The following is a 24574-nucleotide window of genomic DNA, read 5'->3' as shown; positions in this document are numbered from 1 at the left end:
GCGTCACCGAATCAGCACGGGTGGGGAGAGCACATGGACACCACGCAGCGGACCGATCAGCAGCGGTCCGCCGACCGCCGACGGCGCGAGCTGCTGGAGGCCGCCGACCGGGTGGTGCTGCGCGACGGCCCGCAGGCGTCGATGAACGCGATCGCGGCGGAGGCGGGCATCACGAAGCCGATCCTCTACCGGCACTTCGGTGACAAGAGCGGCCTTTACGCAGCCTTGGCCAAGCGGCACACCGACGCCTTGCTGGCATCGCTGCGGGCGGCGCTGGACGCTCCCGCCGACCGGCGCGAGCGGGTCGAGTCCACGCTGGACACGTACCTCGCCGCGATCGAGGCACGGCCCCAGGTGTACCGGTTCCTCATGCATCCGGCGGAGGGCAGCAGCGTGCCGTTGCTGCGCAGGATGGGCGAGGAACTGGCCCAGGTCATCGAGGAGCGGGTGGATCTGGGGCCGCAGAGCCAGCAACTGGCGCGGGTGTGGGGGCACGGGATCGTCGGCATGATGCACGCGGCGGGTGACTGGTGGCTGGGGGACCGTCCCTGTTCCCGGGCCGAGTTGGTGCGATCCCTCGCCGACCTGTTGTGGGGTCGGCTCGCGGCGGCCGGGGACAAGATGGGCGGTCCCGGGTTCTGACGGCCGCTCCCCTCACCGGCGCCAGGAAGCCCGGGCGATCTGCCGCATCAGTCTGCGCCTGCGCCATCCCGTCACGCGGTCGGCATACACCGTGCCGTCGAGGTGGTCGCACTCATGCTGCAGGCACCGGGCGAAGAAGCCGGTGCCGTGGACGGTGACCGGGTCGCCGGTCACCGTGAAGCCCTCGACCACCGCGTGGTCGTAGCGCTCGGTCCCCGCCTCCAGACCCGGCAGGGACAGGCAGCCCTCCGGGCCCCGGATCACCACCCCGTCGGTCTCGACCAGGCGCGGGTTCACGATGTGACCGAGATGACGCACGTCCTCGTCGTCCGGACAGTCGTACACGAACACCCGCAAGCCCACCCCGACTTGGTTCGCGGCCAGGCCCACCCCCTGCGCCGCGTACATCGTGGCGAACAGGTCCTCCACGAGGGCCGCCAGGTCGGGGCCGAAGTCCGTGACGTCCCGGCAGGGCTCGCGCAGCACCGCGTCGCCGAGCAGGGTGAGAGGCCGGACGCGCCCGTGGGCGCCCGCAATGGAACCGTGTCGCATGGCGGCAAGGGTACGGTTCGTATCGCTCATGCCCGCCGCCGAAGGCATGGGCCGGGATTCGGGTGTGCGAATGGATCTCGATAGGCTGAGGTTCACACCACGTAGCCGGATGGCCCCAGGCGGCGGCGCGTACGCAAGGAGGATCGAGAACTGATGGCAGGCAACTCGGACCCGCTCTCGCCGCGGGCCAAGCTGGCCGTGACCGCGGGCAAGGCGGTCGCTGCGGCATCGCGGGCCGCGGGACGCGGCAGCGGGTCGGTGATCGGTGGCCGGGTCGCGCTGAAACTCGACCCCGATCTGCTCGGGCGGCTCGCCCAGAACCTGGACGTCGTCCTGGTCTCCGCCACCAACGGCAAGACCACGACCACCCGGCTCATCGCCGAGGCGCTGCGCGCCGCGGGCCCGGTCGTGTCGAACGCGCTCGGCGCCAACATGCCCGCCGGTATCACCTCGGCGCTGGCGGGCGGCTCGGACGCGAAGTTCGGCGTCATCGAGGTCGACGAGAAGTACCTGGCCGGTGTGGCCCGGGACACGTCCCCGAAGTGCATCGCGCTGCTGAACCTCTCCCGCGACCAGCTGGACCGCGCGGCCGAGACCCGGATGCTCGCCGAGAACTGGCGCGAGGGCCTGGCCGGCTCCAAGGCCGTGATCGTCGCCAACTGCGACGACCCGCTGGTGGTGTGGGCCGCGTCCTCCTCCCCGAACGTGGTCTGGGTCGCGGCCGGGCAGATGTGGCAGGAGGACGCCTGGTCCTGCCCGTCGTGCGGTGGCGTGATGCAGCGCCCGGGCGACGACTGGTTCTGCGGCGAGTGCGGGTTCCGGCGGCCCACGCCGACCTGGGCGCTGTCCGGGGACCACGTCCTGGACCCGCACGGCTCGGCCTGGCCGATCCACCTGCAGCTGCCGGGCCGCGCCAACAAGGCCAACGCCGCGTCCTCGGCGGCGGTCGCCGCCGTCTTCGGCGTGCCGCCGCAGGTCGCCCTGGAGCGGATGTACCAGGTGCAGGCGGTGGCCGGCCGGTACGACGTCGTCCAGTTCCAGAACCGCGACCTCAGGCTGCTGCTCGCCAAGAACCCGGCCGGCTGGCTGGAGACGTTCTCCCTGATCGACCCGGCGCCCGCGCCGGTGATCCTGTCCGTGAACGCCCGCTCCGCCGACGGCACCGACACCTCCTGGCTGTGGGACGTCGACTACACGCGGCTGACCGGCCACCCGATCTTCGTCATCGGCGACCGGAAGCTGGACCTCGCCGTCCGCCTGGAGGTCGCGAACCAGCACTTCCAGGTCTGCGACAACCTCGACCAGGCCGTGCAGATGTGCCCGCCCGGCCGGATCGAGGTCATCGCGAACTACACCGCGTTCCAGGACCTGCGCCGCCGCGTCGGCAACTGAACAGGAAGGGCGAGCACCCCATGAGCGACAACCAACTACGGCTGGTGTGGATCTATCCGGACCTGCTGAGCACCTACGGCGACCAGGGCAACGCCCTCGTCGTGGAGCGCCGGGCCCGGCAGCGCGGCCTGGACGTGGCCCGGCTCGACGTGCGCAGCGACCAGCCGATCCCGACCTCCGGCGACATCTACCTGATCGGCGGCGGCGAGGACCGTCCGCAGCGGCTCGCCGCCGAGCGGCTGCGCCGTGACGGCCATCTGCACCGGGCGGTGGAGAACGGCGCGATCGTCTTCTCCGTCTGCGCCGGCTACCAGATCCTCGGCCACGAGTTCATCAACGACCTCGGCCAGCGCGAGCCGGGCCTCGGCCTGCTCGACGTGGTGTCGGTGCGCGGCGAGAAGGAACGGTGCGTCGGCGACGTGCTGGCGGACATCGACCCGCAGCTGGGCCTGCCCCAGCTGACCGGCTTCGAGAACCACCAGGGCGTCACCCACCTCGGCCCCACCGCCCGGCCCCTCGCGAAGGTGCTGGTCGGCAACGGCAACGGCACCGGGGACGGCACGGAGGGCGCGTACAACGGGACCGTCTTCGGCACGTACATGCACGGGCCGGTGCTCGCCCGCAACCCGCTCCTCGCCGACCTGCTGCTGAAGCTGGCGCTGGACGTCAACGCGCTGCCGCCGATCGACGACCGCTGGTACGAGGCGCTGCGCGACGAGCGCATCACCGCCGCGCAGCAGCCCGCGTAACCCCACCGCGCGACGCTGCGCGTCACCCGGGTGTCACCGGGATTTCAGCGTGGTCCGGCAGGCTCGTGGCGGGCCCGCCTGACGGTCCGTCCGCTCACATGTGCGGGCGCGTCCAGCAGGCGGACGCCCGCTACGGAGCCACCCCCTCACGCCGGTAGGGTGACCGGGAATCCGCCGGACAACGTGGTCCGGTCTACCCGGCCCACGTTGAGAAGGTATATCGGGCTATGCGCATTGGTGTCCTCACGTCCGGCGGCGACTGCCCCGGCCTGAACGCCGTCATCCGGTCCGTCGTGCACCGTGCCGTCGCCGACCACGGCGACGAGGTCATCGGTTTCCGGGACGGCTGGAAGGGCCTCCTGGAGTGCGACTACCTCAAGCTCGACCTGGACGCCGTGGGCGGCATCCTGGCCCGCGGCGGCACCATCCTCGGCTCCTCCCGGGTCCGCCCGGAGCACCTGCGGGACGGGGTGGAGCGGGCCAAGGGCCATGTCCGGGAACTCGGTCTGGACGCGATCATCCCGATCGGCGGTGAGGGCACGCTGAAGGCGGCCCGGCTGCTGTCGGACAGCGGGCTGCCCATCGTGGGCGTGCCCAAGACCATCGACAACGACATCGCCGTCACCGATGTCACCTTCGGCTTCGACACCGCGGTGACCGTGGCCACCGAGGCCCTGGACCGGCTGAAGACCACCGCCGAGTCCCACCAGCGCGTGCTGATCGTGGAGGTCATGGGCCGGCACACCGGCTGGATCGCGCTCCACTCCGGCATGGCGGCCGGCGCCCACGCCGTCGTCGTACCCGAGCGGCCCTTCGACATCGAGGAGTTGGCGCGCAAGGTCGGCGAGCGGTTCGAGGCGGGCAAGCGGTTCGCCATCGTGGTCGCCGCGGAGGGCGCCAAGCCGAAGCCCGGCTCCATGGAGTTCGACGAGGGCGGCAAGGACATCTACGGCCACGAGCGCTTCGCCGGGATCGCCCGGCAGCTGTCGGTCGAGCTGGAGCACCGGCTCGGCAAGGAGGCCCGTCCGGTGATCCTCGGGCATGTGCAGCGGGGCGGTACGCCGACCGCGTACGACCGGGTGCTGGCGACCCGTTTCGGCTGGCACGCGGTGGAGGCCGTGCACCGGGGCGAGTTCGGCACGATGACCGCGCTGCGCGGGACCGACATCGTGATGGTGTCGCTGGCGGAGGCGGTCGAGACGCTGAAGACCGTACCGGTGGAGCGGTACGACGAGGCGGAGTGCGTCCTGTAGTCCACCCGGGAACAACCCGCCCCCGGTCACAGCCGTGACCGGGGGCGGTTCTACTCTTGGGGGCGGACAACTCGCACAACCCCCACGAAACAGGAGCCGGCGGATGGATCACAGCGGGCACGGCATGACCATGGATCTGCCGCCGTTCACGCTGGGGCGAGGGCTCGAGTGGTCGGCGGACCCCTTCTTCCTCATCGCCTGCCTGGCCGGTCTGGGCCTGTACGGCTGGGGTGTCGTACGGCTGCGGCGGCGCGGGGACGCCTGGCCGGTGAGCCGTACCGTCTCCTACGTCGTCGGCGTGCTCACCATCGCGCTGGTGATGTGCACCAAGCTGAACGACTACGGCATGGTCATGTTCAGCGTGCACATGGTGCAGCACATGGTGATCAGCATGCTGTCGCCGATCCTGATCCTGCTCGGCGCCCCGGTCACCCTGGCGCTGCGCGCGCTGCCGACCGCCGGCAAGGGCCGCAAGGGTCCGCGCGAGCTGCTGCTGATGCTGCTGCACAGCCGGTACATGCGGGTCGTCACCCACCCGGCGTTCACCATCCCGCTGTTCATCGCGAGCCTGTACGCCCTGTACTTCACCCCGCTGTTCGACTTCCTGATGGGCTCCAGGGCCGGGCACCTCGCGATGATGGTGCACTTCCTCGCGGTCGGTGTCGTGTTCTTCTGGCCGATCATCGGAGTCGACCCGGGCCCGCACCGGCCGGGTCACCTGATGCGGATGCTGGAGCTGTTCGCGGGCATGCCGTTCCACGCGTTCTTCGGTATCGCGCTGATGATGGCGTCGACGCCGATGGTGGACACCTTCAGGAACCCGCCCGCCTCCCTCGGCGTCGAGGCGCTCTCCGACCAGAGCTCGGCGGGCGGCATCGCCTGGGCGTTCAGCGAGATCCCGTCCGTGCTGGTGCTGATCGCCCTGCTGTTCCAGTGGTACCGCTCCGAGCAGCGGCAGGCCAAGCGCAAGGACCGGGCCGCCGACCGGGACGGCGACACGGAGCTGGAGGCGTACAACGCCTACCTGGCCTCGCTGAACGCGCGCGAGGGCTAGTCGCACCTATCCCCTCCGGGCCCGAACCGGGGCACCATGGTCAGGGACGGACCATGAGGAGGGTGTCGCGATGCCCGGTTCCACGAACGGTTCCACCAAGACGATGGGGGCGCTCACGGTCGGCGGGCTGGTCCTCGTGACCGCCTACACGGTCGCGCTGGGCAGCAACGGCTGGCTGTGGTTCGGGTGGGTGGTGCTGGGTCTGCTGACCCTCGCCCTGGTGGTCACCCAGGCGTAGCACCGCCCTCGCGGGCCTGGCTGATTACAGTGCCCGCATGAACAGCAGGGCTGCGTCCTTCGACGACCTCGACGGCAAGATCATTACGGCGCTCATGGCGAACGCCCGCACCAGCTTCGCCGAGATCGGGGCGGCGATCGGGCTGTCCGCCACCGCGGTCAAACGGCGGGTGGACCGGCTGCGCGAGACCGGGGTGATCACCGGGTTCACGGCGACGGTCAAGCCCTCGGCGCTGGGCTGGCGCACCGAGGCGTACGTCGAGGTCTACTGCGAGGGCGCGGCCCCGCCCCGGCGGCTGGCGGAGGTCGTCCGCAACCATCCGGAGATCGCGGCGGCCATGACCGTCACCGGCGGCGCCGACGCACTGCTGCACGTGCGTGCCCGGGACGTGGAGCACTTCGAGGAGGTGCTGGAGCGGATCCGCGCCGAGCCGTTCATCCGGAAGACGATCAGCGTGATGGTGCTGTCCCATCTGCTCCCGGAAAGCCCGGAAGCGGGCGCCACCCATCCGGCCCCCGAATGACCCCGGTCTCGCGCAGGACTCGTGCGTGACCTGCGCCGACAACGCAGCGATGCTGCGCATCTGCGCAGCTTTTCTCGCTTGTCGTCCGTCTTCCTCCCTTCTTACCGTGGTGGCATCCCTCAGTGACACACAGGAAAGCGGAGGAAACCCTCTGTGTCCGAAAGCCGTGTGCCGCGTTCCCGGCGCTTTCTGGTCTGTGAACCCAGACACTTCGCCGTGCAGTACGCGATCAACCCCTGGATGCATCCCGACAAGCCGGTCGACGTGGACCTGGCCCAGGAGCAGTGGCAGGCGCTGATCCGCGCCTACCGGGCCCACGGCCACAGCGTCGACACCGTCGAGCCGGTCCCGGGCCTGCCCGACATGGTGTTCGCCGCCAACGCGGCGTTCGTCGTCGGCGGCCGGGTGTTCGGCTCGCTGTTCCACGCTCCGGAGCGGCGCCCGGAGTCGGTGCACTACGACACCTGGTTCAAGGCGGCGGGGTACGACGTGTACCGCCCCGAGTCGGTGACCGAGGGCGAGGGCGACCTAGTGTGGACGGGCCGGTACGTGCTCGCCGGCACCGGGTTCCGCACCACCCGCGAGGCGCACCGGGAGGCGCAGGAGTTCCTCGGCCACCCGGTGATCGGCCTGACCCTGGTGGACCCGTACTTCTACCACCTGGACACCGCGCTGTTCGTCCTCGACGACGACAACGTCTGCTACTACCCGGAGGCGTTCTCGCCGGGCAGCCGGGAGGTGCTGCGGCGCCTGTACCCGGACGCGGTGCTCGCCACCCGCGAGGACGCCATGGCGTTCGGCCTGAACTCCGTCTCCGACGGCCGGCACGTCTTCATCGCGCCCCGGGCCGAGGCGCTGGCCGAACGGCTGGCCGGCCACGGCTATGTCCCCGTCCCCGTCGACCTGTCCGAGTTCCACAAGGCCGGCGGTGGCATCAAGTGCTGCACCCAGGAGATCCGCTGATGACCGCACCCGCGCGCACCCGTACGTCCGACGACCTGATCCGCGCGGAGGAGCCGGTTCTCGCGCACAACTACCACCCGCTGCCCGTGGTCGTGGCCCGCGCCGAGGGCACCTGGGTGGAGGACGTCGAGGGCAACCGCTACCTCGACATGCTGGCCGGCTACTCGGCCCTCAACTTCGGCCACCGGCACCCGGCGCTGATCGAGGCGGCCCACCGCCAGCTCGACCGGCTCACCCTCACCTCCCGCGCCTTCCACAACGACCGGCTGGCCTCCTTCGCCGAGCGGCTCGCGAAGCTGACCGGCCTGGACATGGTGCTGCCGATGAACACCGGCGCGGAGGCGGTGGAGAGCGGCATCAAGGTGGCCCGCAAGTGGGCGTACGACGTGAAGGGCGTCCCGGCCGACCGGGCGACGATCGTGGTCGCGGCGGAGAACTTCCACGGCCGTACGACGACGATCGTCAGCTTCTCCACGGACGAGACCGCCCGCGCCGGCTTCGGCCCCTTCACGCCCGGCTTCAAGGTCGTGCCGTACAACGACCTGGCCGCGCTGGAGGAGGCCGTCGACGACACCACGGCGGCGGTGCTGATCGAACCCGTCCAGGGCGAGGCCGGGGTGATCATCCCGGACGAGGGTTATCTCGCCGGGGTACGGGAGCTGACCCGCCGCAAGGGGTGTCTGTTCATCGCGGACGAGATCCAGTCGGGCCTCGGCCGCACGGGCCGTACCCTCGCCGTCGAGCACGAGGGCGTCGTCCCGGACGTGCTGCTGCTCGGCAAGGCGCTGGGCGGCGGCATCGTGCCGGTGTCGGCGGTGGTGGCCCGGCGCGAGGTGCTGGGGGTGCTGCACCCGGGTGAGCACGGCTCGACGTTCGGCGGCAACCCGCTCGCGGCGGCGGTCGGCACGGCCGTGGTCGAGCTGCTGGAGACCGGTGAGTTCCAGCGCCGGGCGGCCGAGCTGGGGGTGGTCCTGCGGGACGGCCTGACCGAGCTGGTGGGCAAGGGCGTGACCGGGTTCCGCGCGCGCGGGCTGTGGGCCGGCGTGGACGTCGACCCGGCGCTCGGCACCGGCCGCGAGATCAGTGAGCGCCTGATGCGCGAGGGGATCCTGGTCAAGGACACCCATGGCTCCACGATCCGGCTGGCCCCGCCGCTGACCATCACGGCGGAGGAGCTGCGGTCCGCGCTGGCCGCCCTGGAGAAGGTGCTGGTCTGAGGGACGGCGGTCTGAGGGACGGCGGGCGGGGGCCGGCGGTGTGACCGGCTCCCGCCCGCCGCGTGCGTCACTTCTGGCCGAGGAGCTTCTTCATCTCCTTGATCTCGGCGTTCTGCGCGGTGACGATGTCGTCCGCCATGGCGGTGGCGGCACCGTAGCGGCCCTTGTCCTTCTCGGTGGTGGCCATCGCTACGGCGCCCTGGTGGTGCTCGATCATCAGGGTCAGGAACCGGGTGTCGAAGTCCTTGCCGCCGGCCTTCTTCAGGGCCGTCATGTCGGCCTCGCTCATCATCCCGGGCATCCCGGAGTGGTCGGAGTGGCCGGAGTGGTCCATGCCGGCCATGGGGACCTCCTCCCCCCAGGACTCCAGCCAGCCGGTCATGGTGCGGATCTCCGGGTCCTGTGCCTTCTCGATGCGCGAGGCGAGGTCCTTCACCTCGGCCGAGGCGGCCCGGTCGTCGGTGAGTTCCGCCATCTCCAGGGCCTGCCGGTGGTGCGGGATCATGCCCTGCGCGAAGGCGACGTCCTGGGCGTTGTGCGCGGCGGCCGACGCGGAGGCGCCGGCGGTGGCGGAGGCGCCGTGGCCGCTGTGACCGCTGCCGCTGTCGCCGTCGCCACTGCCACAGGCGGTCAGGACGAGGGCACCGGTCACGGCGAGAGCGGCGAGGGCGGCACGGCGGGTCAGGGAACGGGCGGAACGGGTGAAACGGGTGGTCATGCGGAGAACTCCTGCTGTTGTGGAGGGATTCGGGCACGCGTGAGCACGACCGCGGCACCTGCGCACGGCAGGGCGTACTGCGCCTGGCAGGGCGTACTGCGCCTGGCAGGGCGTGCGGCCGGGGCGGCCTCTAGATCCGCAGGAGTTGGAGTTCGGCCAGATCGGGCGGGGCCCGGGCGCCGTCCGGTGCCGTGACGGGACCGGAGCGCGGGCAGGGAGCCGGCGCGGGGGCGGTCACCGGGCCGGGGGCCGGCGCGGGCAGCTGCGGGCCGCCGTCCACCGCGCCCGAGGCGCAGCTGGGGTCGGCGTGGTGCAGCCGGTGGCCGCCGCAGTGACCGGTGCCGTCCGGGCAGTCGTCCGGCGCGGTGACGGCGACGGCGCCGTACGCGGCCCGGGTGTGTCCGGCGTGTCCCGTGCCCCCGCCGGGGGCGAGGGCGTGCATGCCGAGCAGCCCGGCCAGCAGGGCCAGCACGAGCAGCGCGCGGTGCCGCCGCTGGGGCGGTCGCGGGGCGTGCGCTCGGGTGCCGGTCATCGGGGACATCGTACGGGGGCCGGTAGCGGCCGGAGCGCAGGGGCGCACCGGGCCGGGGCCGGTGTTCCCGCGCCGGGTCAGCATGACCCGGGCCGCGGGCGGTTACAGATGACTCACACCGGCCGAAGCGGAGTGAGGGGCGAGCCGTGTTCTACTACCTGCTCAAGTACGTGTTCCTGGGGCCGTTGCTCAGACTGGTCTTCCGTCCCCGGATCGAAGGCCTGGAGCACGTGCCCGCGTCGGGCCCGGCGATCATCGCCGGGAACCACCTGTCCTTCTCCGACCACTTCCTGATGCCGGCGATGCTGAAACGTCGCATCACCTTCCTCGCCAAGGCGGAGTACTTCACCGGGCCGGGGGTCAAGGGCCGGCTGACCGCGTTCTTCTTCCGCAGCGCCGGGCAGATCCCGGTGGACCGCTCGGGCAAGGAGGCGGGGCAGGCCGCGATCCGTGAGGGGCTCGGGGTGCTGCGCAAGGGGGAACTGCTCGGCATCTACCCGGAGGGCACACGCTCGCACGACGGCCGGCTGTACAAGGGCAAGGTCGGGGTCGCCGTCATGGCCCTCACGGCCGGGGTGCCGGTGGTGCCCTGCGCGATGATCGGCACGTTCGAGGCCCAGCCGCCCGGCAAGGTCGTCCCCAGGATCCGCCCGGTGACCATCCGCTTCGGCGAGCCCCTGGACTTCTCCCGCTATGCCGGCATGGAGAACGAGAAGGCCGTGCTGCGGGCGGTCACCGACGAGATCATCTACGCGATCCTGACGCTGTCCGGGCAGGAGTACGTCGACGAGTACGCGGCGGTCGTCAAGGAGCGGCAGGCGGCGGAACAGCGGGCGCGCGAGCGCAGGTTCCCGCGGGCGCCGTTCGCCTGATCTCTGCCGTCGGCAGAAGGGCGCCGCCGCCCGTGGCCGGATGCCTAGGCTCACCGTATGAGGACAGCGGTGGTGATCGGGGCGAGCGGGCAGATCGGGCGGCCGGTGGTGGCGGCGCTGGCGCGGGACGGCTGGGCGGTGACGGCCGCCTCGCGCGGTGGCGGCCGGGACGCGGCGTGGGACGAGGGGGTGCGGACGGTCCGGCTCGACCGCGCCGACGACACGGCCCTGGCCTCACTGGTGGGCGACGGCTGCGACCTGGTGGTCGACGTGGTCGCCTACGATGCCGGGCACGCACGGCAGTTGACGGGCCTCGCGGGCCGGATCGGCTCGGCGGTGGTGATCTCCAGCGTCTCCGTGTACGAGGACGGCGCGGGGCGCGGCTTCGACACGCAGGGCGAGCCGGACGGCTTCCCGGTCTATCCGGTGCCGGTTCCCGAGACCCAGCCGACGGTCGCTCCGGGCGAGGCCTCCTACAGCACCCGCAAGGCCGCGCTGGAGCATGAACTCCGGGAGTCGGGCGGCGCGTTGCCGGTCACGGTGCTGCGGGCGGGGGCGGTGCACGGGCCGTACAGCCCGTTGCCGCGCGAGCTGTACTTCGTGAAGCGGAATCTGGACGGGCGGCGTGACCGGGTGCTGGCCCACCGGGGCGAGAGCCGGTTCCATCCCGCGAGTGCCCGGAACATCGCCGAACTGGTGCGGCTGGCGGCGGCCCGGCCGGCCTCCCGGGTGCTCAACGCCTGTGACGCGGACGCGCCGACGGTCGCCGGGATCGGCGCGGCGATCGACGCCGTGATGGGGGTGGAGACCCGGACCGCGTACCTCGACGGGCCGCCGGCCGGTTCCGTCGGCCGGACGCCGTGGTCGGTGCCGCTGCCGGTGGTGTTCGACATGTCCGCCGCCGAGCGGGAGCTGGGCCACCGGCCGGTGGTGTCGTACGCCGAGAGCCTGCCGGAGACGGTGGAGTGGCTGACCGGCGCGCTGCAGGGGCGGGACTGGCGGGCGGCCTTCCCGCTGCTCGCCCAGGTCTACCCGGACCTGTTCGACTACGCGGCGGAGGACGCCTGGCGCGGCGCATGACGGGCGCATGGCAGAGGGGCGGCCGGAAGAGTCCGGCCGCCCCTCGTCACCGTACCGGTGCGGTTACGGCTTGGGCGTGGCGTGCGGGGCGCAGGTCACGTCCTCGCCGTCCAGCGCGCCGTCGAGCAGGTAGGCGTCGACGCGCTGGTTGATGCAGGGGTTGACCAGGCCGGTGACGCCGTGGGAGCCCGCGTTCTTCTCGGTGATCAGGCGGGAGCCCTTGAAGCGCTTGTGCAGCTCGACGGCGCCGTCGTACGGGGTGGCGGCGTCACGCGTGGACTGCACGATCAGGACCTTCGGCAGACCCTTGTGGGTCCTGACCTCGACCGGGGTGTGCTGCTTGGCGGACCAGGTGGCGCACGGCAGGTTCATCCAGGCGTTGGACCAGGTCAGGAACGGGTAGTCCTTGTGGAGCCGGGTGTTGTCCCGGTCCCAGCGCTGCCAGCTGGTGGGCCACTTGGCGTCGGCGCACTCGACGGCCGTGTAGACGGCGTTGCCGTTCTCCGCGGAGATGTTGCCCGCGGTGTCCGACAGGTCCGGGGCGGCGGCGTCGACCAGCGCCTGGGTGTCACCGGCGACGTACTTGCTGAAGGCGGTGGCGACCGGCACCCACGAGGAGTCGTAGTACGGAGCGCTCTGGAAGAAGGAGATCAGCTCGGCCGGGCCGACGACCCCGCCGATCGGGTGCTTCTTCGCGGTGGCCCGCAGGTCCAGCCACTTGGCCTGGACGGCGGCGCGGGTGGTGCCGAGGTGGAAGGCGGCGTCGTTGGCGGCCACCCAGTCCTGCCAGTCCTTCCAGCGCCCCTCGAAGGCGACGTCCTGGTCCAGGTTGGCCTGGTACCAGATCTTCTCCCGCGAGGGGTTGACCACGCTGTCCACGACCATGCGGCGCAGGTGGCCCGGGAAGAGGGTGCCGTAGACGGCGCCGAGGTAGGTGCCGTAGGAGACGCCGAGGTAGTTGAGCTTCTTCTCGCCCAGAGCAGCGCGGATGACGTCCAGGTCGCGCGCGGTGTTCGGCGTGGTCATGTGCGGCAGCATCGCGCCGCTGCGCTCGGCACAGCCATCCGCGTACTCACGGGCCAGCTTGCGCTGCGCGTTCTTGTCGGCCGTGCTGTCCGGCACCGGGTCCATCTTGGGCGCCTTGACGAACTCCTGCGGGTCGATGCAGGAGATGGGCGCCGAGTGGCCGACGCCGCGCGGGTCGAAGCCGACGAAGTCGTAGGCCTTGGCGACGTTCGCCCAGATGGCGTTCTTGGTGGTGACCCGGCGCGGGAAGCGCAGACCGGAGCCGCCGGGGCCGCCCGGGTTGTAGATGAGCGCGCCCTGGCGCTCCTTCTTGGTGCCGGTGTTGCCGATGCGGTCCACGGCGAGCTTGATCTGCTTGCCGTAGGGGTGGGCGTAGTCGAGCGGCACGCTGACCCAGCCGCACTGGATGGGCTTCTCCAGCCCCCAGTCGGCCGGGCAGTCCTGCCACTTGATGCCGGCCTTGGCGGCGCGGGCGGCGGCTGTCTCGGCGCCCTTGGCCTCCCGGTCCGGACCCGGCCGGCTCGCGGCACCGGCCATCGGTGCCGACACGGCGCCGGCGATCAGGGTGGCGGTGACGAGTACTCCGGCGGAACCGAGTGCCAGCAGACGGCTCTTCGGTCTGTTCTCCCTCAAGTGGGCCCCTCCCCGTACCTCGCTGTGAGTTGTCAGGCGGGGATCCTCTCGGCTGTGAGCGCGCCGAGAACAGGGTTTGCCGGTGTTCTTTACCAATCCGATAACCGGATGATCATGTTCGAGCCGCGAACTGCCCGCTCGCCTCAGCCGAGCCCGGTGAGCGCCTCGTCCAGGAGCCGTCGCAGGCGCAGGGCGTCGGGCGCGACGGCACTGACGAGAACCGCCGGTCCGGCCAGCGGTATCAGGGCCGCGCTCTCCCCCAACATCCGCGCCCCCACCGGGGAATCCGTGAACTCGGGCCCCACCACGACGAGCTGGCCCACCGCACGGTGTCCCGCCAGCACCGCCGGCCCGTCCCAGCCGCCCGGTGCGCCCAGGCCGCAGGACAGCTCCTGGTCCAGTACGGTCCGGCCCGCGACGCGCACGGTGAGGCGGCTGGTGAGCCGGCCGGGCTGCTCCCCGGCCCGTCCCAGGACCTGCTCCTCGCGCAGGACGAGACGGGCGCCGGCGGCGAGTTCGGCCCGGGTGGTGACGTACAGGTCGCTGCCGTCGGCGGAGATCAACTGCTCGGGCAGCCAGTGCAGTTCGGCGCCGTCGGCCACGTCGAGCCGGACGTCGTAGCGGGCCTCGCCCTTGGTCTGGCCCGGCAGGGCGAGGGTGGCGGCGGCCGAGCCGACGTGCAGCCGGGCGCCCTCCTCCACCCGTGCCGACAGCGAGAAGCGGTCACCGCCGAGCGGCCCGCTCATCGCGCCGACGACCATGACCTTCGCCCCGGGTCCGGTCGACCGGGTGCGGCGCAGCGCCAGCGGGCCCTCTCCGTCCAGGACGGGCAGGGCCGTACCGCCGCGGCCGTCGGCGCGGGCGACGATCCGGGCGCTCGCCCGGACCCCGGTGACGGTCACGCCGTCCACGCGGCGAGCCGTTCGCGGACCCAGGCGGCCACCTCGAAGACGCCGGTCTCGCCGCGCAACGACTGGAAGACCACGGGGAGTCCGGCCCGCTGCGCCTTGGCGTCGGCGGCCATCCGGGCGAGGTCGGAGCCGACGTACGGGGCGAGGTCGGTCTTGTTGACGACGAGGAGGTCGGCGGTGGTGACGCCGGGCCCGCCCTTGCGCGGGATGTCGTCGCCGCCGGCCACGTCGATGACGAAGATCTGGGCGTCCACGAGGCCCTTGGAGAAGGTGGCGGTGAGGTTGTCGCCGCCGGACTCGACGAGGACCAGGTCCAGCGGGCCGACCGCGTCCTCCAGGTCCTCGACGGCTTCGAGGTTGGCGGAGATGTCGTCGCGGATCGCGGTGTGCGGGCAGGCTCCCGTCTCGACGGCGGTGATCCGCTCGGGCGGCAGCACGGCCTCCCGGAGCAGGAACTCGGCGTCCTCGCGGGTGTAGATGTCGTTGGTGACGACCGCGAGGGACAGCTCGTCGCGCAGCGCCCGGCAGAGCGCGGCGACGGTGGCGGTCTTGCCCGATCCGACGGGTCCGCCGAGTCCGATGCGCAGGGCGCGGCGGGCTCCGTCGGGGCGGTGCGCGTCCGCGCTGACGGCGGCGGGGCCGGGGTGGGTGTGGTCGAGGTGCATGTGCGGCTCCTTGTGCGCGTGGCCCGGTGTCGGCGAGGGCCGGTGCTGGTCCGAGCGGGGCGGCGGGGTGGGGCTACGTGTCTGGCGGCTAGCGGGGCTACGTCTCCGGGAGACCTGGCAGGACAGGCGCTGTTCGGCTGAGCGAGTCGGGTGGGCAGGGGCTACGTCTCCGGGAGACCTGGCAGGACGGGCGCTGTTCGGCTGAACGAGTCGGGTGGGCGGGTGGGCGAAGTCATGACGCGAACAGCCGCACCGGCCACGCGGCATGCGCCTCGGCCATGACCTCCAGCAGCGGTGCCGAAGCAGCGGGCAGTGCGTCGACCCCCTCGGCGGCCACTGTCCGCGCCGCCTCCGCCGCCGCGTCCGCCACGCGGTCCAGCTCGGGCGCCAGCCGGGCGAGAACCGCGGTCGCGTCGAACGGGTCGAGGCTCAGCAACCGCACGGTGGCCGTCGCCGGCCCGCTCACGCTCTCGTACGCCGCGCAGTGGGCCGCGTCCTCGGGCGCGAGTCCCGCCGCCCGGGCGGCCAGACCCAGCACGACCGGCTGATGGGCGCCCTTCGGGAACTGGCGGGCGATCGCGTCGAGTTCGGCGGACGGCCAGGTCGCCCGCGCGGCCCGCAGCAGCTGCCGGCCGAGCCGCCGCGCGGCGGCCCGCAGGGCCGGGGACGGGGTGCGGGCGTCGGCCGCAGCGTCCAGCTCGCCGGGGTCGGCACCGAGCACGGCGGCCGCCGCGAGCGCGCCCGCGACCAGCCCGGCGGTGTGCAGCCGGCCCCGGCAGAAGTCCTCCAGGCTCGCGGCGTCGGTGATGCGCCCGGCCTTGACGGCGGCCTCCGCCCCGCCGGAGTGCGCGTGCCCTCCGGCGGGAAAGCGGCCGTCGGCCAGGACCAGTAGTGCTGCCCTGGACATCAGAAGAGGAAGTAACGCTGGGCCATGGGCAGTTCGGCGGCCGGCGCGGCCTCGACCAGTTCGCCGTCGATGTGCACGGCGAAGCTGTCGGGGTCGATCCGGACGTCGGGCCGGGCGTCGTTCTCGCGCATGTCGGCCTTGGTGACCGCGCGCGTGGACTCGATCGCCCGGAACCGCTTGCCGAGCCCCAGCCGTTCCGGCAGCCCGTCCTCGATCGCCAGGTCCGAGACGAAGTTGACGGAGTTGGCGGCCGGGGCCCGGCCGATCGCGCCGTACATCGGGCGGGGCAGGATCGGCTGCGGGGTGGGGATGGAGGCGTTGGCGTCGCCCATCTGCGCGTACGCGATCTGTCCGCCCTTGATGACGAGGAGCGGTTTGACCCCGAAGAACGCCGGCTCCCACAGCACCAGGTCGGCGAGCTTTCCGGTCTCGACGGAGCCGATCTCGGCGGCGAGGCCCTGGGCGAGCGCCGGGTTGATCGTGTACTTGGCGACGTAGCGCCGTACCCGGTGGTTGTCGGCGCGGCCGTCGCCGGGCAGCGGGCCGCGGCGGCGCTTCATGACGTGCGCGGTCTGCCAGGTGCGCAGGACGACCTCGCCGACGCGCCCCATGGCCTGGGAGTCGGAGGAGATGATCGAGATCGCGCCGAGGTCGTGGAGGATGTCCTCCGCGCCGATGGTGGAGGGGCGGATCCGGGACTCGGCGAAGGCCAGGTCCTCGGGCACGGCCGGGTTGAGGTGGTGGCACACCATCAGCATGTCGAGGTGTTCCTCGGTCGTGTTGACGGTGAAGGGCCGGGTCGGATTGGTGGAGCTGGGCAGCACGTTCGGCTGCGAGACGACCGTCATGATGTCCGGGGCGTGGCCGCCGCCGGCGCCCTCGGTGTGGTACGAGTGGATGCCCCGGCCCGCGATCGCGGCGAGGGTGTCGCCGACGAAGCCCGCCTCGTTCAGGGTGTCGGTGTGGATGGCGACCTGGATGCCGGTCCGGTCGGCGACGGTGAGCGCGGCGTCGATGACGGCCGGCGTGGAGCCCCAGTCCTCGTGCAGCTTCAGGCCGACGGCGCCGCCGCGGATCTGGGAGAGCATCGCCTCGTGGCTGACGGTGTTGCCCTTGCCGAGGAAGCCGACGTTGACCGGGTAGGCCTCCATCGCCTCCAGCATCCGGGCCAGGTGCCAGGGGCCGGGCGTGACGGTGGTGGCCTTGGAACCCTCGGCGGGGCCGGTGCCGCCGCCGACCAGGGTGGTGACGCCGGAGGCCAGCGCCTCGTCGGCGATCTGCGGGCAGATGAAGTGGACGTGCGCGTCGATGGCGCCGGCGGTGAGGATGCGCCCGTTGCCCGCGATGATCTCGGTCTCGGGGCCGATGACGAGGTCGGGGTGGACACCGTCCATGGTGTCCGGGTTGCCGGCCTTGCCGAGGGCGGTGATCCGGCCGTCGCGGATGCCGACGTCGGCCTTGACGATGCCCCAGTGGTCGATGACGACGGCACCGGTGATCACGGTGTCCGGGGTGCCCTCGGCGCGGGTGGCGCGGGACTGGCCCATGGACTCGCGGATGACCTTGCCGCCGCCGAAGACCGCCTCGTCCCCGGAGCCGCCGGGGCCGCCGGAGCGGTCCTCCTCGATCTCGATCAGCAGGTCGGTGTCGGCGAGCCGGATGCGGTCGCCGGTGGTGGGGCCGAACAGGTCGGCGTAGGCGGCGCGGGAGATCTCAGCCATCGAGGGCACCTCCGGTCTCCCCGCGCAGCCCGGGCACGATCCGGGCGCCGGCGAGGGGGACGAGTTCGATCTCCACGGGGATGCCGGGCTCGAAGCGGACGGCGGTGCCGGCGGCGACGTTCAGCCGCTTGCCTCGGGCGGCGGCGCGGTCGAACTCCAGGCCGGGGTTGGCCTCGGCGAAGTGGTAGTGGGAGCCGACCTGGACCGGCCGGTCGGCGGCGTTGAGGACGGTGAGCCGGGTGACGTCACGGCCCGCGTTGCAGACGACGGGGTCGTCCGCGAACAGGATCTCTCCGGGAATCATCGCGGCGCCCTCAGATGATCGGCTCGTGGACGGTGACGAGCTTGGTGCCGTCCGGGAAGGTGGCCTCGACCTGGACGTCGTGGATCATCTCGGCGACCCCGTCCATGACGTCGTCCCTGGTCAGGATCTTGCGGCCGGAGGACATCAGCTCGGCGACGGTACGGCCGTCCCGCGCGCCCTCCAGGATGTGCGACGTGATGAGGGCGACCGCCTCCGGGTGGTTGAGCCTCAGGCCGCGGGCCTTGCGCTTCTCGGCCACGTCGGCCGCCACATGGATCAGCAGCCTCTCTTGCTCGTGCGGGGTCAGTTGCACGTCCCACCTCACAGTCCTTGCTCCGGACCGTGCGGGGTCCGGTTGCCGCAGCCACCACGACGGGGATAGGTGTAACACACAGACAAATCCCCGGAGCGTCATCAATCCGGGCAGAAAAACCCCTGGTGGCGTGGATCGGCAGGCTAGAACGCCGGAGTTTCAACGACGTTAACCAGACTTTGATCGGCCCATGACCGGCCGATGGGCTCCCGCAGAGGAGAGGGGCTCCGGCGGAGGGAGGAGGCGGCTCAGGACACGCCCGGCCGCCGGTGCTCCGCCGCGATCCCGAAGCGCTGCTGCTCGCGGGGTACGGAACCGGCCTCGCGCACCCCGGACACCGAGCTGATGACCTGTTCCTCGGCCGGCTCGTCCAGCGCGTCGAGCCGCTCCAGGTCGGCGGCCGAGACCAGCGCGACCAACGGCTTGCCGTGCCGGGTCACGACGACGCGCTCACCGCCGTACACGACGCGGTTGATCAGGTCGGCGAGCTCAGCCCTGGCTTGCGTCACCGGAATCTCGTAGGCCATACCCCCATCATAACGTGACGTACGTCCTGTACATTCTGTACAGAAGTCGAGCCCCGAGGGGGCCTCGTCACGAGGAGGCGTATGTCCATGTACCGACCGGCAGCCCGTCATGTCCTGCCCGAGTTCACCGAGCGCACGGGGAGCACCGTCCGCACCCTCGACCCGTACGCGAAGCTCTTCGAGGACCGGATCGTCTTCCTCGGCGCACCGGTCGACCACGCGGCGGCGAGCGACGTGACGGCGCAGCTGATGTACCTCGAACACGCGGCCCCGGACCGGGACATCACGCTGTACGTCAACTCGCCGGGCGGCTCCTTCGACGCCATGACGGCGATCTACGACACGATGCGGTACGTCAGTTGTGACGTCGCCACCTACTGCCTGGGCCAGGCCGGCGCCTCGGCCGCGGTGCTGCTCGCGGCCGGCACCCCGGGCAAGCGGTTCACCCTTCCGGGTGCACGCGTGGTGATCGAGCAGCCCGCGCTGCCCGAGCCGGTGCGCGGCCAGCCCAGCGACCTGCTCATCCAGGCCGAGGAGTTGGCCCGGACCCGCAGGACGCTCCAGGAGATGCTCGTCCGGCACACAGGGCGCACGGACGAGCAGGTCGGCCAGGACCTGGAGCGTGACCTGATCCTGGACGCCGCCGGAGCCGTCGCCTACGGTCTGGTGGACGGCATCGTGCCCAGCCGCCGGGACACGCCCGGCGCACCGGACGCGAGGTGAGCCGACCATGCTGCCGGACCTTCCGCCGCTGCCCGCCCTGACCCGCGCCGAGGGCGAGCTGATCGACCGTTACCTGGAGGCGGTCGACCTGCTCGGCCGTATCAACCCGGCCCGGCCCGGCGACACCTACCACGGGCTGCGCGCGGCGCAGGCCCTGGTGCGCAAGGCGGCAGAGCTGCGCGACGCGCTCGTACTGATGCACCAGCGGGGCGAGACGGAGCTGCACGGGGACACGCTGGCACGGGCCTTGCGGGTGCTGGACGGTGAGCGCCGGGCCGCTCGCGTCACGCTCCCGCCGGACGGCGTCGGCTGAGGCGGACACCCGTCCGGCCCGGCGGCACCCGGGCGTCGACAGACGTCGTTCGGGCGGGAATTGAAACGGCCCGAACGACGTACCGCCGACCGGTGTACATCCAGATCGTTTTCCGGGCCTCCCGAGTTGCGCGGCACGCGGGTCCGTGGGTCGCGTGACAGCGCTTCGTCCCAGGTCGGGGGCTACGTCCGGAAACTGACGGGGGCTCGAACAGAGCAGTGTCCACCCGAACGGGTGAGTGGTGAGTAACGCCACAAATCCCCGATTCCATTGGGATTTTCGGACAGTCGTGAGCCAAGATCCCTGTCTGACGACAAGCCCCCGCCACCGCGGCGGGGCGATCCGGGCGGACGCCGAGTCCTGCCGCCGCCCGGATGACCGGTCGACGGAGTGGATCGGCAGGAGTGGAGGACCCAAGCAAGGCGGGTCGCCGGAACGGATGTTCGTCCGACACGGACGGGCGTGAGGTTCCGAGCAACCCTTGGGGTGAAGCCGCGGCAACGCGGCCGGGCTACTTCGCCAGCCCGAATCCGACAGGTCATCCTTCACAGGCGGCTGACGAAGGGTTGCGCATGACTGCGCTCAATCGTGTCCCGTCGCTGATGGCCCGGGCCGGCACGGCCTCGGCTCTCACCCTCGCCGCCGTGGGCGGCTCGATCGCGGTGCCCGGTCTCGCAGGTGAGGCCTCCGCCGCGACCACGGCGACGAAAGCACTCCAGATCGCGGCCTCCAAGAAGGGTGCGCCGTACGCCTGGGGAGCCACCGGGCCGCGCCGGTTCGACTGCTCGGGGCTGACGCTCTACTCCTACAAGAAGGCGGGCAAGAAGCTGCCGCGCACCGCAGCGCAGCAGTACAACAAGACGCACCACATCTCCGCCCGCAGCCGCAAGGCGGGCGACCTCGTCTTCTTCCACTCGGGTTCGTACGTCTACCACGTCGGCATCTACGCCGGCCACGGGAAGATCTGGCACGCCCCCAAGACCGGCGACGTGGTCAAGCTCCAGAAGATCTGGACGAAGAGCGTCTGGTACGGCCGGGTCAGCTGACCCGCCCTCAGGCCAGGAGCGGCTCCAGCAGCAGGGCCGCTCCCAGGACCGTCAGCGCCACCCCGGTGCCCGCCTCAAGCCCACGGGCGGCCCGGGGCCGGCGCAGCCACCTGCCGAGCCGCTCCACGAGCAGGGCGACCAGCTGGAACCACAGCAGCGCCAGCGCGCACACGATCAGCGCGAGCAGCAGGGTCCGCGGCAGGGCCGGGCTGCCGGCCGGCACGAACTGCGGCAGCAGGCTCAGGAAGGTCAGCGAGGCCTTCGGGTTGAGCACGTTGGTGACGAACCCCTGCCGGAGCGGGTGCGCGGACCCGGCCGCGGCCTCCGCGGACGTCCGGGCGGGCCGCCGCAGCGCCCACAGGGTACGCACGCCGAGCTGGAGCACATAGGCGCCGCCCAGCAGCTGCAGGGCGTGGAACAGCGCGGGTACGGCGACCAGGACGGCGGCGACGCCGGCCACCGCCAGGCTGGTGTGCACCAGGAGCCCGCCCGCGATGCCGAGCCCGCACACCGCCCCGGCCCGGCGCGAGACGAGCGCGTTGCGTACGACCACGGCGAAGTCGGCGCCCGGCATGGCGACCAGGGCCGCGGCGATCCCGGTGAAGGCGATGAGCTGTGCGTCCATGCCGTCCACCCTGCCGGGCCAAAGCGTTCAGCAGGTATTTCGAATGGCCAGGCTCGGCCTTAAGCAATGCTTTAGCCTCTGGCTATGTACGACCCGACACGGCTCGCCGCGCTCGTGGCGGTCGCGGAGGCCGGCTCGATCACCCGGGCCGCCGACCGGCTCGGCTACACGCCGCCCGCCCTCTCCCAGCAGCTGGCCAAGCTGGAGCGGGAGGCGGGCACGGCACTGCTGGTGCGCCACCATCGCGGAGCCCGGCTGACCGAGGCCGGCGAGGTGCTGGTGGGCCATGCCCGGCGGGTGCTGGACGAGCTGGAGCGGGCCCGGCACGAACTGGCGCGGCTGACCGGTCTCACCGGCGGCGCGCTGCGGCTCGGCACCTTCCCGACCGCGGGGGTGCACCTGCTGCCGCCGGCGCTGAGCGCGTTCCGCCGGGCGCATCCCGACGTACGGCTCTCGGTCGCGGACTACGACCCGCCGTCCGGGGTCACCGCGGTGGCGGCCGGCGAGGTGGATCTGGCGCTCACCCACACCTACCATCCGGCGGAGCCCGTCCCGGTGCCGGCGGCGGTACGGCTGGAGCCGGTTCTGGTGGAGGAACTGGTGCTGGTGACGGCCCCGGGGCACGCGCTCGGCAGTGGCTCGGCCCGGCTGCCGCTGGCGGAACTGGCCGGACAGCCGCTGATCAGCATGGCCCCGCACCATCCGGCCCGGCGGGAGATCGAGGCCCTGCTCGCCGAGACGGGCGCCACACCGGCGCTGCTGGTGCCGACCCCCGGCTATGCCGTGGTGTGCGCGCTGGTCAGTGCCGGGCTGGGGGTGGCCGTCGTACCGGAGATGGTGGCGCGCACCGCGACGACACCGGTCGGCGTGCGGCCCCTGGAGGGCGGCAGGCTACGGCGCACGATCTCGGTGGCGTACCGCGCGGACGAGACGAACCCGGCGGCGGACGCCTTCCGGGCACTGCTGCGGGGGGCGTTCGGACGGGCGGCGAGAAGCACGGCAGGCTGAGCGCGCCGGTGCCAGGGCCACCGGTTCCTGATGTGCACCGACGCCTCGGGGAATCTGCCGTGCGTCACCTGTTCGGCGGCGCCTCGAAGCCCCGGCGCGTCCCCGTCCGGAGGGCCGGCACCCGCCCAGGGGACCAACCGCCCGCGCCCCCAGCACCCCAGCCCGCAAAACCAAGCCCCCGCCCCAAACGCCAGCACCCCGCCCCAAGGACCCGTACCCGCCCGAAAGACCAGCACCCAGCCCGGAAGGCCAGGGCTCCGCCTGGGATCCAGCACGCCACCGGAGGGCCAGCACCCGCCCGAAGGGCCACCTCCCCCGCAGCTCCAGCACCCGCCCGAACCCCCCGCCCGAACACCCACCCCCCCCACTCGACGGACCAGCCCACCACCCGAACCCCCGGCCCACCGCCCGAACACCAGCCCGCCGAAGGGTCAACCCCCGAAGCGCCAGTCCCACCCGAACCCCCGGCCCCCGCCCGCCCCCCGAAGGACTAGCCCACCGACCGAACGGCCAGCCCGTCGCCCGGAGGGCTAAGGCTTTGGCCGGCCCGCTGGGACCGGGGCTGCCGGGAGGGTCCAGGGGAGTTCGATGGAGACCGTCTTGCCGCCCTCGCGGGTGGGGCGGATGCGGAGTCTGCCGCCGCACTCCGCGGTGAGCCAGCGGATGATGACCATGCCGCGGCCGTTGTCCTGCTGGACGGCGGCGGGCAGTCTCTTCGGGAAGCGGGGATGGCTGTCCGTGACGCCGATGCGCAGGTGTTCGTCATGGTGCAGCGCGATGTCGACCGTGAAGGTGGGTGACTGACCGAAGGTGTGCTGTACGGCGTTCGTGGCGAGTTCGGAGACGATGAGGCGGACGGTGTCGGCCGTCTCGGTGTCCGACGGCAGGCCCCACTCCGCGAGGGTGCCGACGACGTAGGAGCGGGCGGCGGAGACCGAGGCGGGATCGCTCGGCAGAGTGACGGATGCTTCCAGGTGGTCTGCCATGGCGACGTCGTCCCTTTCCCACGGGACCGCGGTCCGACAGACGGCGGATGGTTCGAGTACGGTCCCGGACTGGTGCTTGTTCGCCAGACTGCCACCAACGGGCCGGTCACGGGGAGCGATCCACCGAGATATGCATATATCTGTCGCTCGAAGCGGTGAACTCTGCGACGCGAGACCGTATTTGGGCGGCCCGGAAGGAGTAAGGAGAAGCCCATGCAGAACGGTCCGGCGGTGCGGCGTCGAAAACTGGGCGCCGAACTGCGCACACTGCGTACCGGCGCTGGGCTCACGAGCGGTGAGGCGGCCCGGCTGGTCGGCTGGCACCAGTCGAAGGTCAGCCGCATCGAGACCGGCGCCAGCGGCGTGAAACCGGCCGATCTGGGGTTACTGCTGGACGCCTACGGGGTCCGGGACGGGCATCTGCGCGAGCTGCTGCTGATGCTGGCGGGGTCGGAGGACGCGGGCGGCCGGCACCGCTGGTGGCACGCCTACCGCGGGGTGCTGCCGCCCACGTACCGCGACTTCATCAGCCTGGAGTCGCAGGCCAGCGCCATGCGCACGCTGGAGACCACGGTCGTGCCCGGGCTGCTCCAGACGGCCGAGTACGCCCGCGCGGTGACCCGGGCGGCCGTGAAGGACCTGGACGAGGACCGCCTGGACACGCTGGTGGAGGTGCGGCTGGCCAGACAGGACGTACTCCGTTCGGACCCGCCGCTGGTGCTCAGTGCCGTACTGGACGAGGCGGTGCTGCGGCGCGAGGTCGGCGGTCCCGGAGTGATGGCGCGGCAGCTGGAGCGGCTGATGGAGGCCGCGCGGCTGCCCCAGGTACGGCTCCAGGTGCTGCCGTTCGCCGCGGGGGCGCATGTCGGCCTCACCGGGCCTTTCGTTATCTTCTCATTTCCGAGCACTTCTGATCTGGATGTGGTTGTTCTCGACCAGTTGACGAGTAGCCTCTACCTGGAACGGAAAGAAGACCTCATGGCCTACACCGAGGCCTTCAACACCCTTCAGTTCCACGCCCTTTCCCCCGAGGAATCGTTGGACTACATCGCCGGGATAGGTGACGGCGCGTAAGGAGGCA

At 72.0% G+C, this 24574-nt stretch carries 29 protein-coding genes and 1 riboswitch; of the genes, 16 read left to right on the top strand and 13 right to left on the bottom strand.

Translation table 11 applies throughout. The annotated features are described in order from the left end of the window. Window positions 1–33: 33 nt before the first annotated feature. Window positions 34–642, top strand: a complete 609-nt coding sequence (locus tag ACZ4U1_RS18315) for a TetR/AcrR family transcriptional regulator (RefSeq protein ID WP_467904367.1) — start codon at window positions 34–36, stop codon at window positions 640–642. Window positions 643–654: 12 nt separating this feature from the next. Here ACZ4U1_RS18315 and def read toward each other — a convergent pair whose 3' ends face one another. Next, a complete protein-coding gene (def, locus tag ACZ4U1_RS18310) occupies window positions 655–1194 on the bottom strand; it encodes a peptide deformylase (protein ID WP_467904365.1) in 540 nt (179 codons plus the stop codon). 153 nt (window positions 1195–1347) lie between these two features. On the opposite strand from def, the gene ACZ4U1_RS18305 reads away from it, so the two are divergent. From ACZ4U1_RS18305 to rocD, 8 genes are all read left to right on the top strand, one after another. Next, window positions 1348–2586: a DUF1727 domain-containing protein gene (locus ACZ4U1_RS18305; protein ID WP_467904364.1), complete on the top strand. Its 1239-nt coding sequence runs from the start codon at window positions 1348–1350 to the stop codon at window positions 2584–2586. Between the two features lie 20 nt (window positions 2587–2606). Next, window positions 2607–3335: a type 1 glutamine amidotransferase gene (locus ACZ4U1_RS18300; protein ID WP_467904363.1), complete on the top strand. Its 729-nt coding sequence runs from the start codon at window positions 2607–2609 to the stop codon at window positions 3333–3335. 227 nt (window positions 3336–3562) lie between these two features. Beyond that, complete coding sequence (locus ACZ4U1_RS18295; RefSeq protein ID WP_467904362.1) at window positions 3563–4588, top strand: 6-phosphofructokinase; 1026 nt, start codon at window positions 3563–3565, stop codon at window positions 4586–4588. Between the two features lie 103 nt (window positions 4589–4691). Continuing rightward, complete coding sequence (locus ACZ4U1_RS18290; protein ID WP_467904360.1) at window positions 4692–5642, top strand: cytochrome c oxidase assembly protein; 951 nt, start codon at window positions 4692–4694, stop codon at window positions 5640–5642. A gap of 70 nt (window positions 5643–5712) precedes the next feature. Beyond that, window positions 5713–5880 (top strand): hypothetical protein, encoded by a 168-nt coding sequence (locus ACZ4U1_RS18285; protein ID WP_189300980.1) that lies wholly within the window; start codon window positions 5713–5715, stop codon window positions 5878–5880. A gap of 37 nt (window positions 5881–5917) precedes the next feature. Next, on the top strand, window positions 5918–6403 hold the full coding sequence (locus ACZ4U1_RS18280; RefSeq protein WP_356148706.1) for an Lrp/AsnC family transcriptional regulator: 486 nt from the start codon (window positions 5918–5920) through the stop codon (window positions 6401–6403). Between the two features lie 153 nt (window positions 6404–6556). Then, a complete protein-coding gene (gene ddaH / locus ACZ4U1_RS18275) occupies window positions 6557–7366 on the top strand; it encodes a dimethylargininase (protein WP_467904359.1) in 810 nt (269 codons plus the stop codon). Beyond that, the gene (gene rocD / locus ACZ4U1_RS18270) at window positions 7366–8583 is read left to right on the top strand and encodes an ornithine--oxo-acid transaminase (RefSeq protein WP_467904357.1); all 1218 of its coding nucleotides are present in this window, start codon (window positions 7366–7368) and stop codon (window positions 8581–8583) included. The genes ddaH and rocD overlap by 1 nt, the downstream gene beginning before the upstream one ends. A gap of 67 nt (window positions 8584–8650) precedes the next feature. Here rocD and ACZ4U1_RS18265 read toward each other — a convergent pair whose 3' ends face one another. After that, window positions 8651–9301: a DUF305 domain-containing protein gene (locus ACZ4U1_RS18265; protein ID WP_467904356.1), complete on the bottom strand. Its 651-nt coding sequence runs from the start codon at window positions 9299–9301 to the stop codon at window positions 8651–8653. A gap of 130 nt (window positions 9302–9431) precedes the next feature. Then, the gene (locus tag ACZ4U1_RS18260; protein ID WP_467904355.1) at window positions 9432–9833 is read right to left on the bottom strand and encodes a DUF6153 family protein; all 402 of its coding nucleotides are present in this window, start codon (window positions 9831–9833) and stop codon (window positions 9432–9434) included. A gap of 146 nt (window positions 9834–9979) precedes the next feature. Between ACZ4U1_RS18260 and ACZ4U1_RS18255 the strand changes: the two genes are divergently transcribed. Then, entirely contained in the window at window positions 9980–10705 is a 726-nt protein-coding gene (locus ACZ4U1_RS18255; protein ID WP_467904354.1) for a lysophospholipid acyltransferase family protein, read from the top strand. 57 nt (window positions 10706–10762) lie between these two features. After that, window positions 10763–11785: an NAD-dependent epimerase/dehydratase family protein gene (locus ACZ4U1_RS18250; protein ID WP_467904353.1), complete on the top strand. Its 1023-nt coding sequence runs from the start codon at window positions 10763–10765 to the stop codon at window positions 11783–11785. 63 nt (window positions 11786–11848) lie between these two features. Here the strand turns inward: ACZ4U1_RS18250 and ACZ4U1_RS18245 are convergent, their stop codons facing one another. From ACZ4U1_RS18245 to ACZ4U1_RS18210, 8 genes are all read right to left on the bottom strand, one after another. Then, the gene (locus ACZ4U1_RS18245) at window positions 11849–13444 is read right to left on the bottom strand and encodes an alpha/beta hydrolase (protein ID WP_467904351.1); all 1596 of its coding nucleotides are present in this window, start codon (window positions 13442–13444) and stop codon (window positions 11849–11851) included. A gap of 143 nt (window positions 13445–13587) precedes the next feature. Then, a complete protein-coding gene (locus ACZ4U1_RS18240; protein ID WP_467904350.1) occupies window positions 13588–14355 on the bottom strand; it encodes an urease accessory protein UreD in 768 nt (255 codons plus the stop codon). Next, window positions 14343–15020: an urease accessory protein UreG gene (gene ureG, locus ACZ4U1_RS18235; RefSeq protein ID WP_467904349.1), complete on the bottom strand. Its 678-nt coding sequence runs from the start codon at window positions 15018–15020 to the stop codon at window positions 14343–14345. Before ureG ends, ACZ4U1_RS18240 begins: the two co-directional genes overlap by 13 nt. 232 nt (window positions 15021–15252) lie before the next feature. Then, window positions 15253–15927 (bottom strand): urease accessory protein UreF, encoded by a 675-nt coding sequence (locus ACZ4U1_RS18230; RefSeq protein WP_467904348.1) that lies wholly within the window; start codon window positions 15925–15927, stop codon window positions 15253–15255. After that, entirely contained in the window at window positions 15927–17648 is a 1722-nt protein-coding gene (locus tag ACZ4U1_RS18225) for an urease subunit alpha (protein ID WP_467904347.1), read from the bottom strand. The genes ACZ4U1_RS18230 and ACZ4U1_RS18225 overlap by 1 nt, the downstream gene beginning before the upstream one ends. Then, window positions 17641–17952, bottom strand: a complete 312-nt coding sequence (locus tag ACZ4U1_RS18220) for an urease subunit beta (RefSeq protein ID WP_467904346.1) — start codon at window positions 17950–17952, stop codon at window positions 17641–17643. The genes ACZ4U1_RS18225 and ACZ4U1_RS18220 overlap by 8 nt, the downstream gene beginning before the upstream one ends. 10 nt (window positions 17953–17962) lie before the next feature. Then, window positions 17963–18265, bottom strand: coding sequence for an urease subunit gamma (locus ACZ4U1_RS18215; protein WP_467904344.1), 303 nt, complete (start codon window positions 18263–18265; stop codon window positions 17963–17965). 248 nt (window positions 18266–18513) lie between these two features. After that, window positions 18514–18792 carry a type II toxin-antitoxin system Phd/YefM family antitoxin gene (locus tag ACZ4U1_RS18210; RefSeq protein WP_467904343.1) on the bottom strand — a complete coding sequence of 93 codons (279 nt, stop codon included), beginning with the start codon at window positions 18790–18792 and terminating at the stop codon, window positions 18514–18516. Between the two features lie 87 nt (window positions 18793–18879). Here ACZ4U1_RS18210 and ACZ4U1_RS18205 point away from each other — a divergent pair, with 87 nt between their 5' ends. The 3 genes from ACZ4U1_RS18205 (at window position 18880) to ACZ4U1_RS18195 (ending at window position 20874) form a co-directional block, all read left to right on the top strand. Next, a complete protein-coding gene (locus ACZ4U1_RS18205; RefSeq protein ID WP_467904342.1) occupies window positions 18880–19515 on the top strand; it encodes an ATP-dependent Clp protease proteolytic subunit in 636 nt (211 codons plus the stop codon). Between the two features lie 7 nt (window positions 19516–19522). Next, window positions 19523–19828 carry a hypothetical protein gene (locus ACZ4U1_RS18200; RefSeq protein ID WP_467904341.1) on the top strand — a complete coding sequence of 102 codons (306 nt, stop codon included), beginning with the start codon at window positions 19523–19525 and terminating at the stop codon, window positions 19826–19828. 418 nt (window positions 19829–20246) lie between these two features. Next, a riboswitch (cyclic di-AMP (ydaO/yuaA leader) is annotated at window positions 20247–20397 on the top strand. Between the two features lie 3 nt (window positions 20398–20400). Beyond that, window positions 20401–20874, top strand: coding sequence for a C40 family peptidase (locus ACZ4U1_RS18195; protein WP_467904339.1), 474 nt, complete (start codon window positions 20401–20403; stop codon window positions 20872–20874). Window positions 20875–20881: 7 nt separating this feature from the next. On the opposite strand, the gene ACZ4U1_RS18190 is transcribed toward ACZ4U1_RS18195, so the two are convergent. Continuing rightward, window positions 20882–21499, bottom strand: coding sequence for a LysE family translocator (locus ACZ4U1_RS18190; RefSeq protein WP_467904338.1), 618 nt, complete (start codon window positions 21497–21499; stop codon window positions 20882–20884). Between the two features lie 84 nt (window positions 21500–21583). Between ACZ4U1_RS18190 and ACZ4U1_RS18185 the strand changes: the two genes are divergently transcribed. Then, window positions 21584–22507, top strand: a complete 924-nt coding sequence (locus ACZ4U1_RS18185) for a LysR family transcriptional regulator (RefSeq protein ID WP_467904337.1) — start codon at window positions 21584–21586, stop codon at window positions 22505–22507. A 530-nt stretch (window positions 22508–23037) separates the two neighbouring features. Here ACZ4U1_RS18185 and ACZ4U1_RS18180 read toward each other — a convergent pair. Then, on the bottom strand, window positions 23038–23493 hold the full coding sequence (locus tag ACZ4U1_RS18180) for an ATP-binding protein (protein ID WP_467904336.1): 456 nt from the start codon (window positions 23491–23493) through the stop codon (window positions 23038–23040). 213 nt (window positions 23494–23706) lie between these two features. Between ACZ4U1_RS18180 and ACZ4U1_RS18175 the strand changes: the two genes are divergently transcribed. Then, window positions 23707–24567, top strand: coding sequence for a helix-turn-helix domain-containing protein (locus ACZ4U1_RS18175; protein ID WP_467904335.1), 861 nt, complete (start codon window positions 23707–23709; stop codon window positions 24565–24567). Window positions 24568–24574: the final 7 nt, after the last annotated feature.

Source organism: Streptomyces sp. NPDC028928 (assembly GCF_055564915.1).
The sequence above is the reverse complement of the archived record's forward strand: the minus strand, read 5'-3'. Positions and strand labels throughout refer to the sequence as shown.

What these genes read in the sequence shown, in the direction of transcription:
- ACZ4U1_RS18315 (WP_467904367.1), top strand. Translation starts at nt 34, where the DNA reads ATGGACACCACGCAGCGGACCGATCAGCAGCGGTCCGCCGACCGCCGA.
- def (WP_467904365.1), bottom strand. Translation starts at nt 1,194, where the DNA reads ATGCGACACGGTTCCATTGCGGGCGCCCACGGGCGCGTCCGGCCTCTC.
- ACZ4U1_RS18305 (WP_467904364.1), top strand. Translation starts at nt 1,348, where the DNA reads ATGGCAGGCAACTCGGACCCGCTCTCGCCGCGGGCCAAGCTGGCCGTG.
- ACZ4U1_RS18300 (WP_467904363.1), top strand. Translation starts at nt 2,607, where the DNA reads ATGAGCGACAACCAACTACGGCTGGTGTGGATCTATCCGGACCTGCTG.
- ACZ4U1_RS18295 (WP_467904362.1), top strand. Translation starts at nt 3,563, where the DNA reads ATGCGCATTGGTGTCCTCACGTCCGGCGGCGACTGCCCCGGCCTGAAC.
- ACZ4U1_RS18290 (WP_467904360.1), top strand. Translation starts at nt 4,692, where the DNA reads ATGGATCACAGCGGGCACGGCATGACCATGGATCTGCCGCCGTTCACG.
- ACZ4U1_RS18285 (WP_189300980.1), top strand. Translation starts at nt 5,713, where the DNA reads ATGCCCGGTTCCACGAACGGTTCCACCAAGACGATGGGGGCGCTCACG.
- ACZ4U1_RS18280 (WP_356148706.1), top strand. Translation starts at nt 5,918, where the DNA reads ATGAACAGCAGGGCTGCGTCCTTCGACGACCTCGACGGCAAGATCATT.
- rocD (WP_467904357.1), top strand. Translation starts at nt 7,366, where the DNA reads ATGACCGCACCCGCGCGCACCCGTACGTCCGACGACCTGATCCGCGCG.
- ACZ4U1_RS18265 (WP_467904356.1), bottom strand. Translation starts at nt 9,301, where the DNA reads ATGACCACCCGTTTCACCCGTTCCGCCCGTTCCCTGACCCGCCGTGCC.
- ACZ4U1_RS18260 (WP_467904355.1), bottom strand. Translation starts at nt 9,833, where the DNA reads ATGACCGGCACCCGAGCGCACGCCCCGCGACCGCCCCAGCGGCGGCAC.
- ACZ4U1_RS18250 (WP_467904353.1), top strand. Translation starts at nt 10,763, where the DNA reads ATGAGGACAGCGGTGGTGATCGGGGCGAGCGGGCAGATCGGGCGGCCG.
- ureG (WP_467904349.1), bottom strand. Translation starts at nt 15,020, where the DNA reads ATGCACCTCGACCACACCCACCCCGGCCCCGCCGCCGTCAGCGCGGAC.
- ACZ4U1_RS18230 (WP_467904348.1), bottom strand. Translation starts at nt 15,927, where the DNA reads ATGTCCAGGGCAGCACTACTGGTCCTGGCCGACGGCCGCTTTCCCGCC.
- ACZ4U1_RS18225 (WP_467904347.1), bottom strand. Translation starts at nt 17,648, where the DNA reads ATGGCTGAGATCTCCCGCGCCGCCTACGCCGACCTGTTCGGCCCCACC.
- ACZ4U1_RS18220 (WP_467904346.1), bottom strand. Translation starts at nt 17,952, where the DNA reads ATGATTCCCGGAGAGATCCTGTTCGCGGACGACCCCGTCGTCTGCAAC.
- ACZ4U1_RS18210 (WP_467904343.1), bottom strand. Translation starts at nt 18,792, where the DNA reads ATGGCCTACGAGATTCCGGTGACGCAAGCCAGGGCTGAGCTCGCCGAC.
- ACZ4U1_RS18205 (WP_467904342.1), top strand. Translation starts at nt 18,880, where the DNA reads ATGTACCGACCGGCAGCCCGTCATGTCCTGCCCGAGTTCACCGAGCGC.
- ACZ4U1_RS18200 (WP_467904341.1), top strand. Translation starts at nt 19,523, where the DNA reads ATGCTGCCGGACCTTCCGCCGCTGCCCGCCCTGACCCGCGCCGAGGGC.
- ACZ4U1_RS18195 (WP_467904339.1), top strand. Translation starts at nt 20,401, where the DNA reads ATGACTGCGCTCAATCGTGTCCCGTCGCTGATGGCCCGGGCCGGCACG.
- ACZ4U1_RS18190 (WP_467904338.1), bottom strand. Translation starts at nt 21,499, where the DNA reads ATGGACGCACAGCTCATCGCCTTCACCGGGATCGCCGCGGCCCTGGTC.
- ACZ4U1_RS18185 (WP_467904337.1), top strand. Translation starts at nt 21,584, where the DNA reads ATGTACGACCCGACACGGCTCGCCGCGCTCGTGGCGGTCGCGGAGGCC.
- ACZ4U1_RS18180 (WP_467904336.1), bottom strand. Translation starts at nt 23,493, where the DNA reads ATGGCAGACCACCTGGAAGCATCCGTCACTCTGCCGAGCGATCCCGCC.
- ACZ4U1_RS18175 (WP_467904335.1), top strand. Translation starts at nt 23,707, where the DNA reads ATGCAGAACGGTCCGGCGGTGCGGCGTCGAAAACTGGGCGCCGAACTG.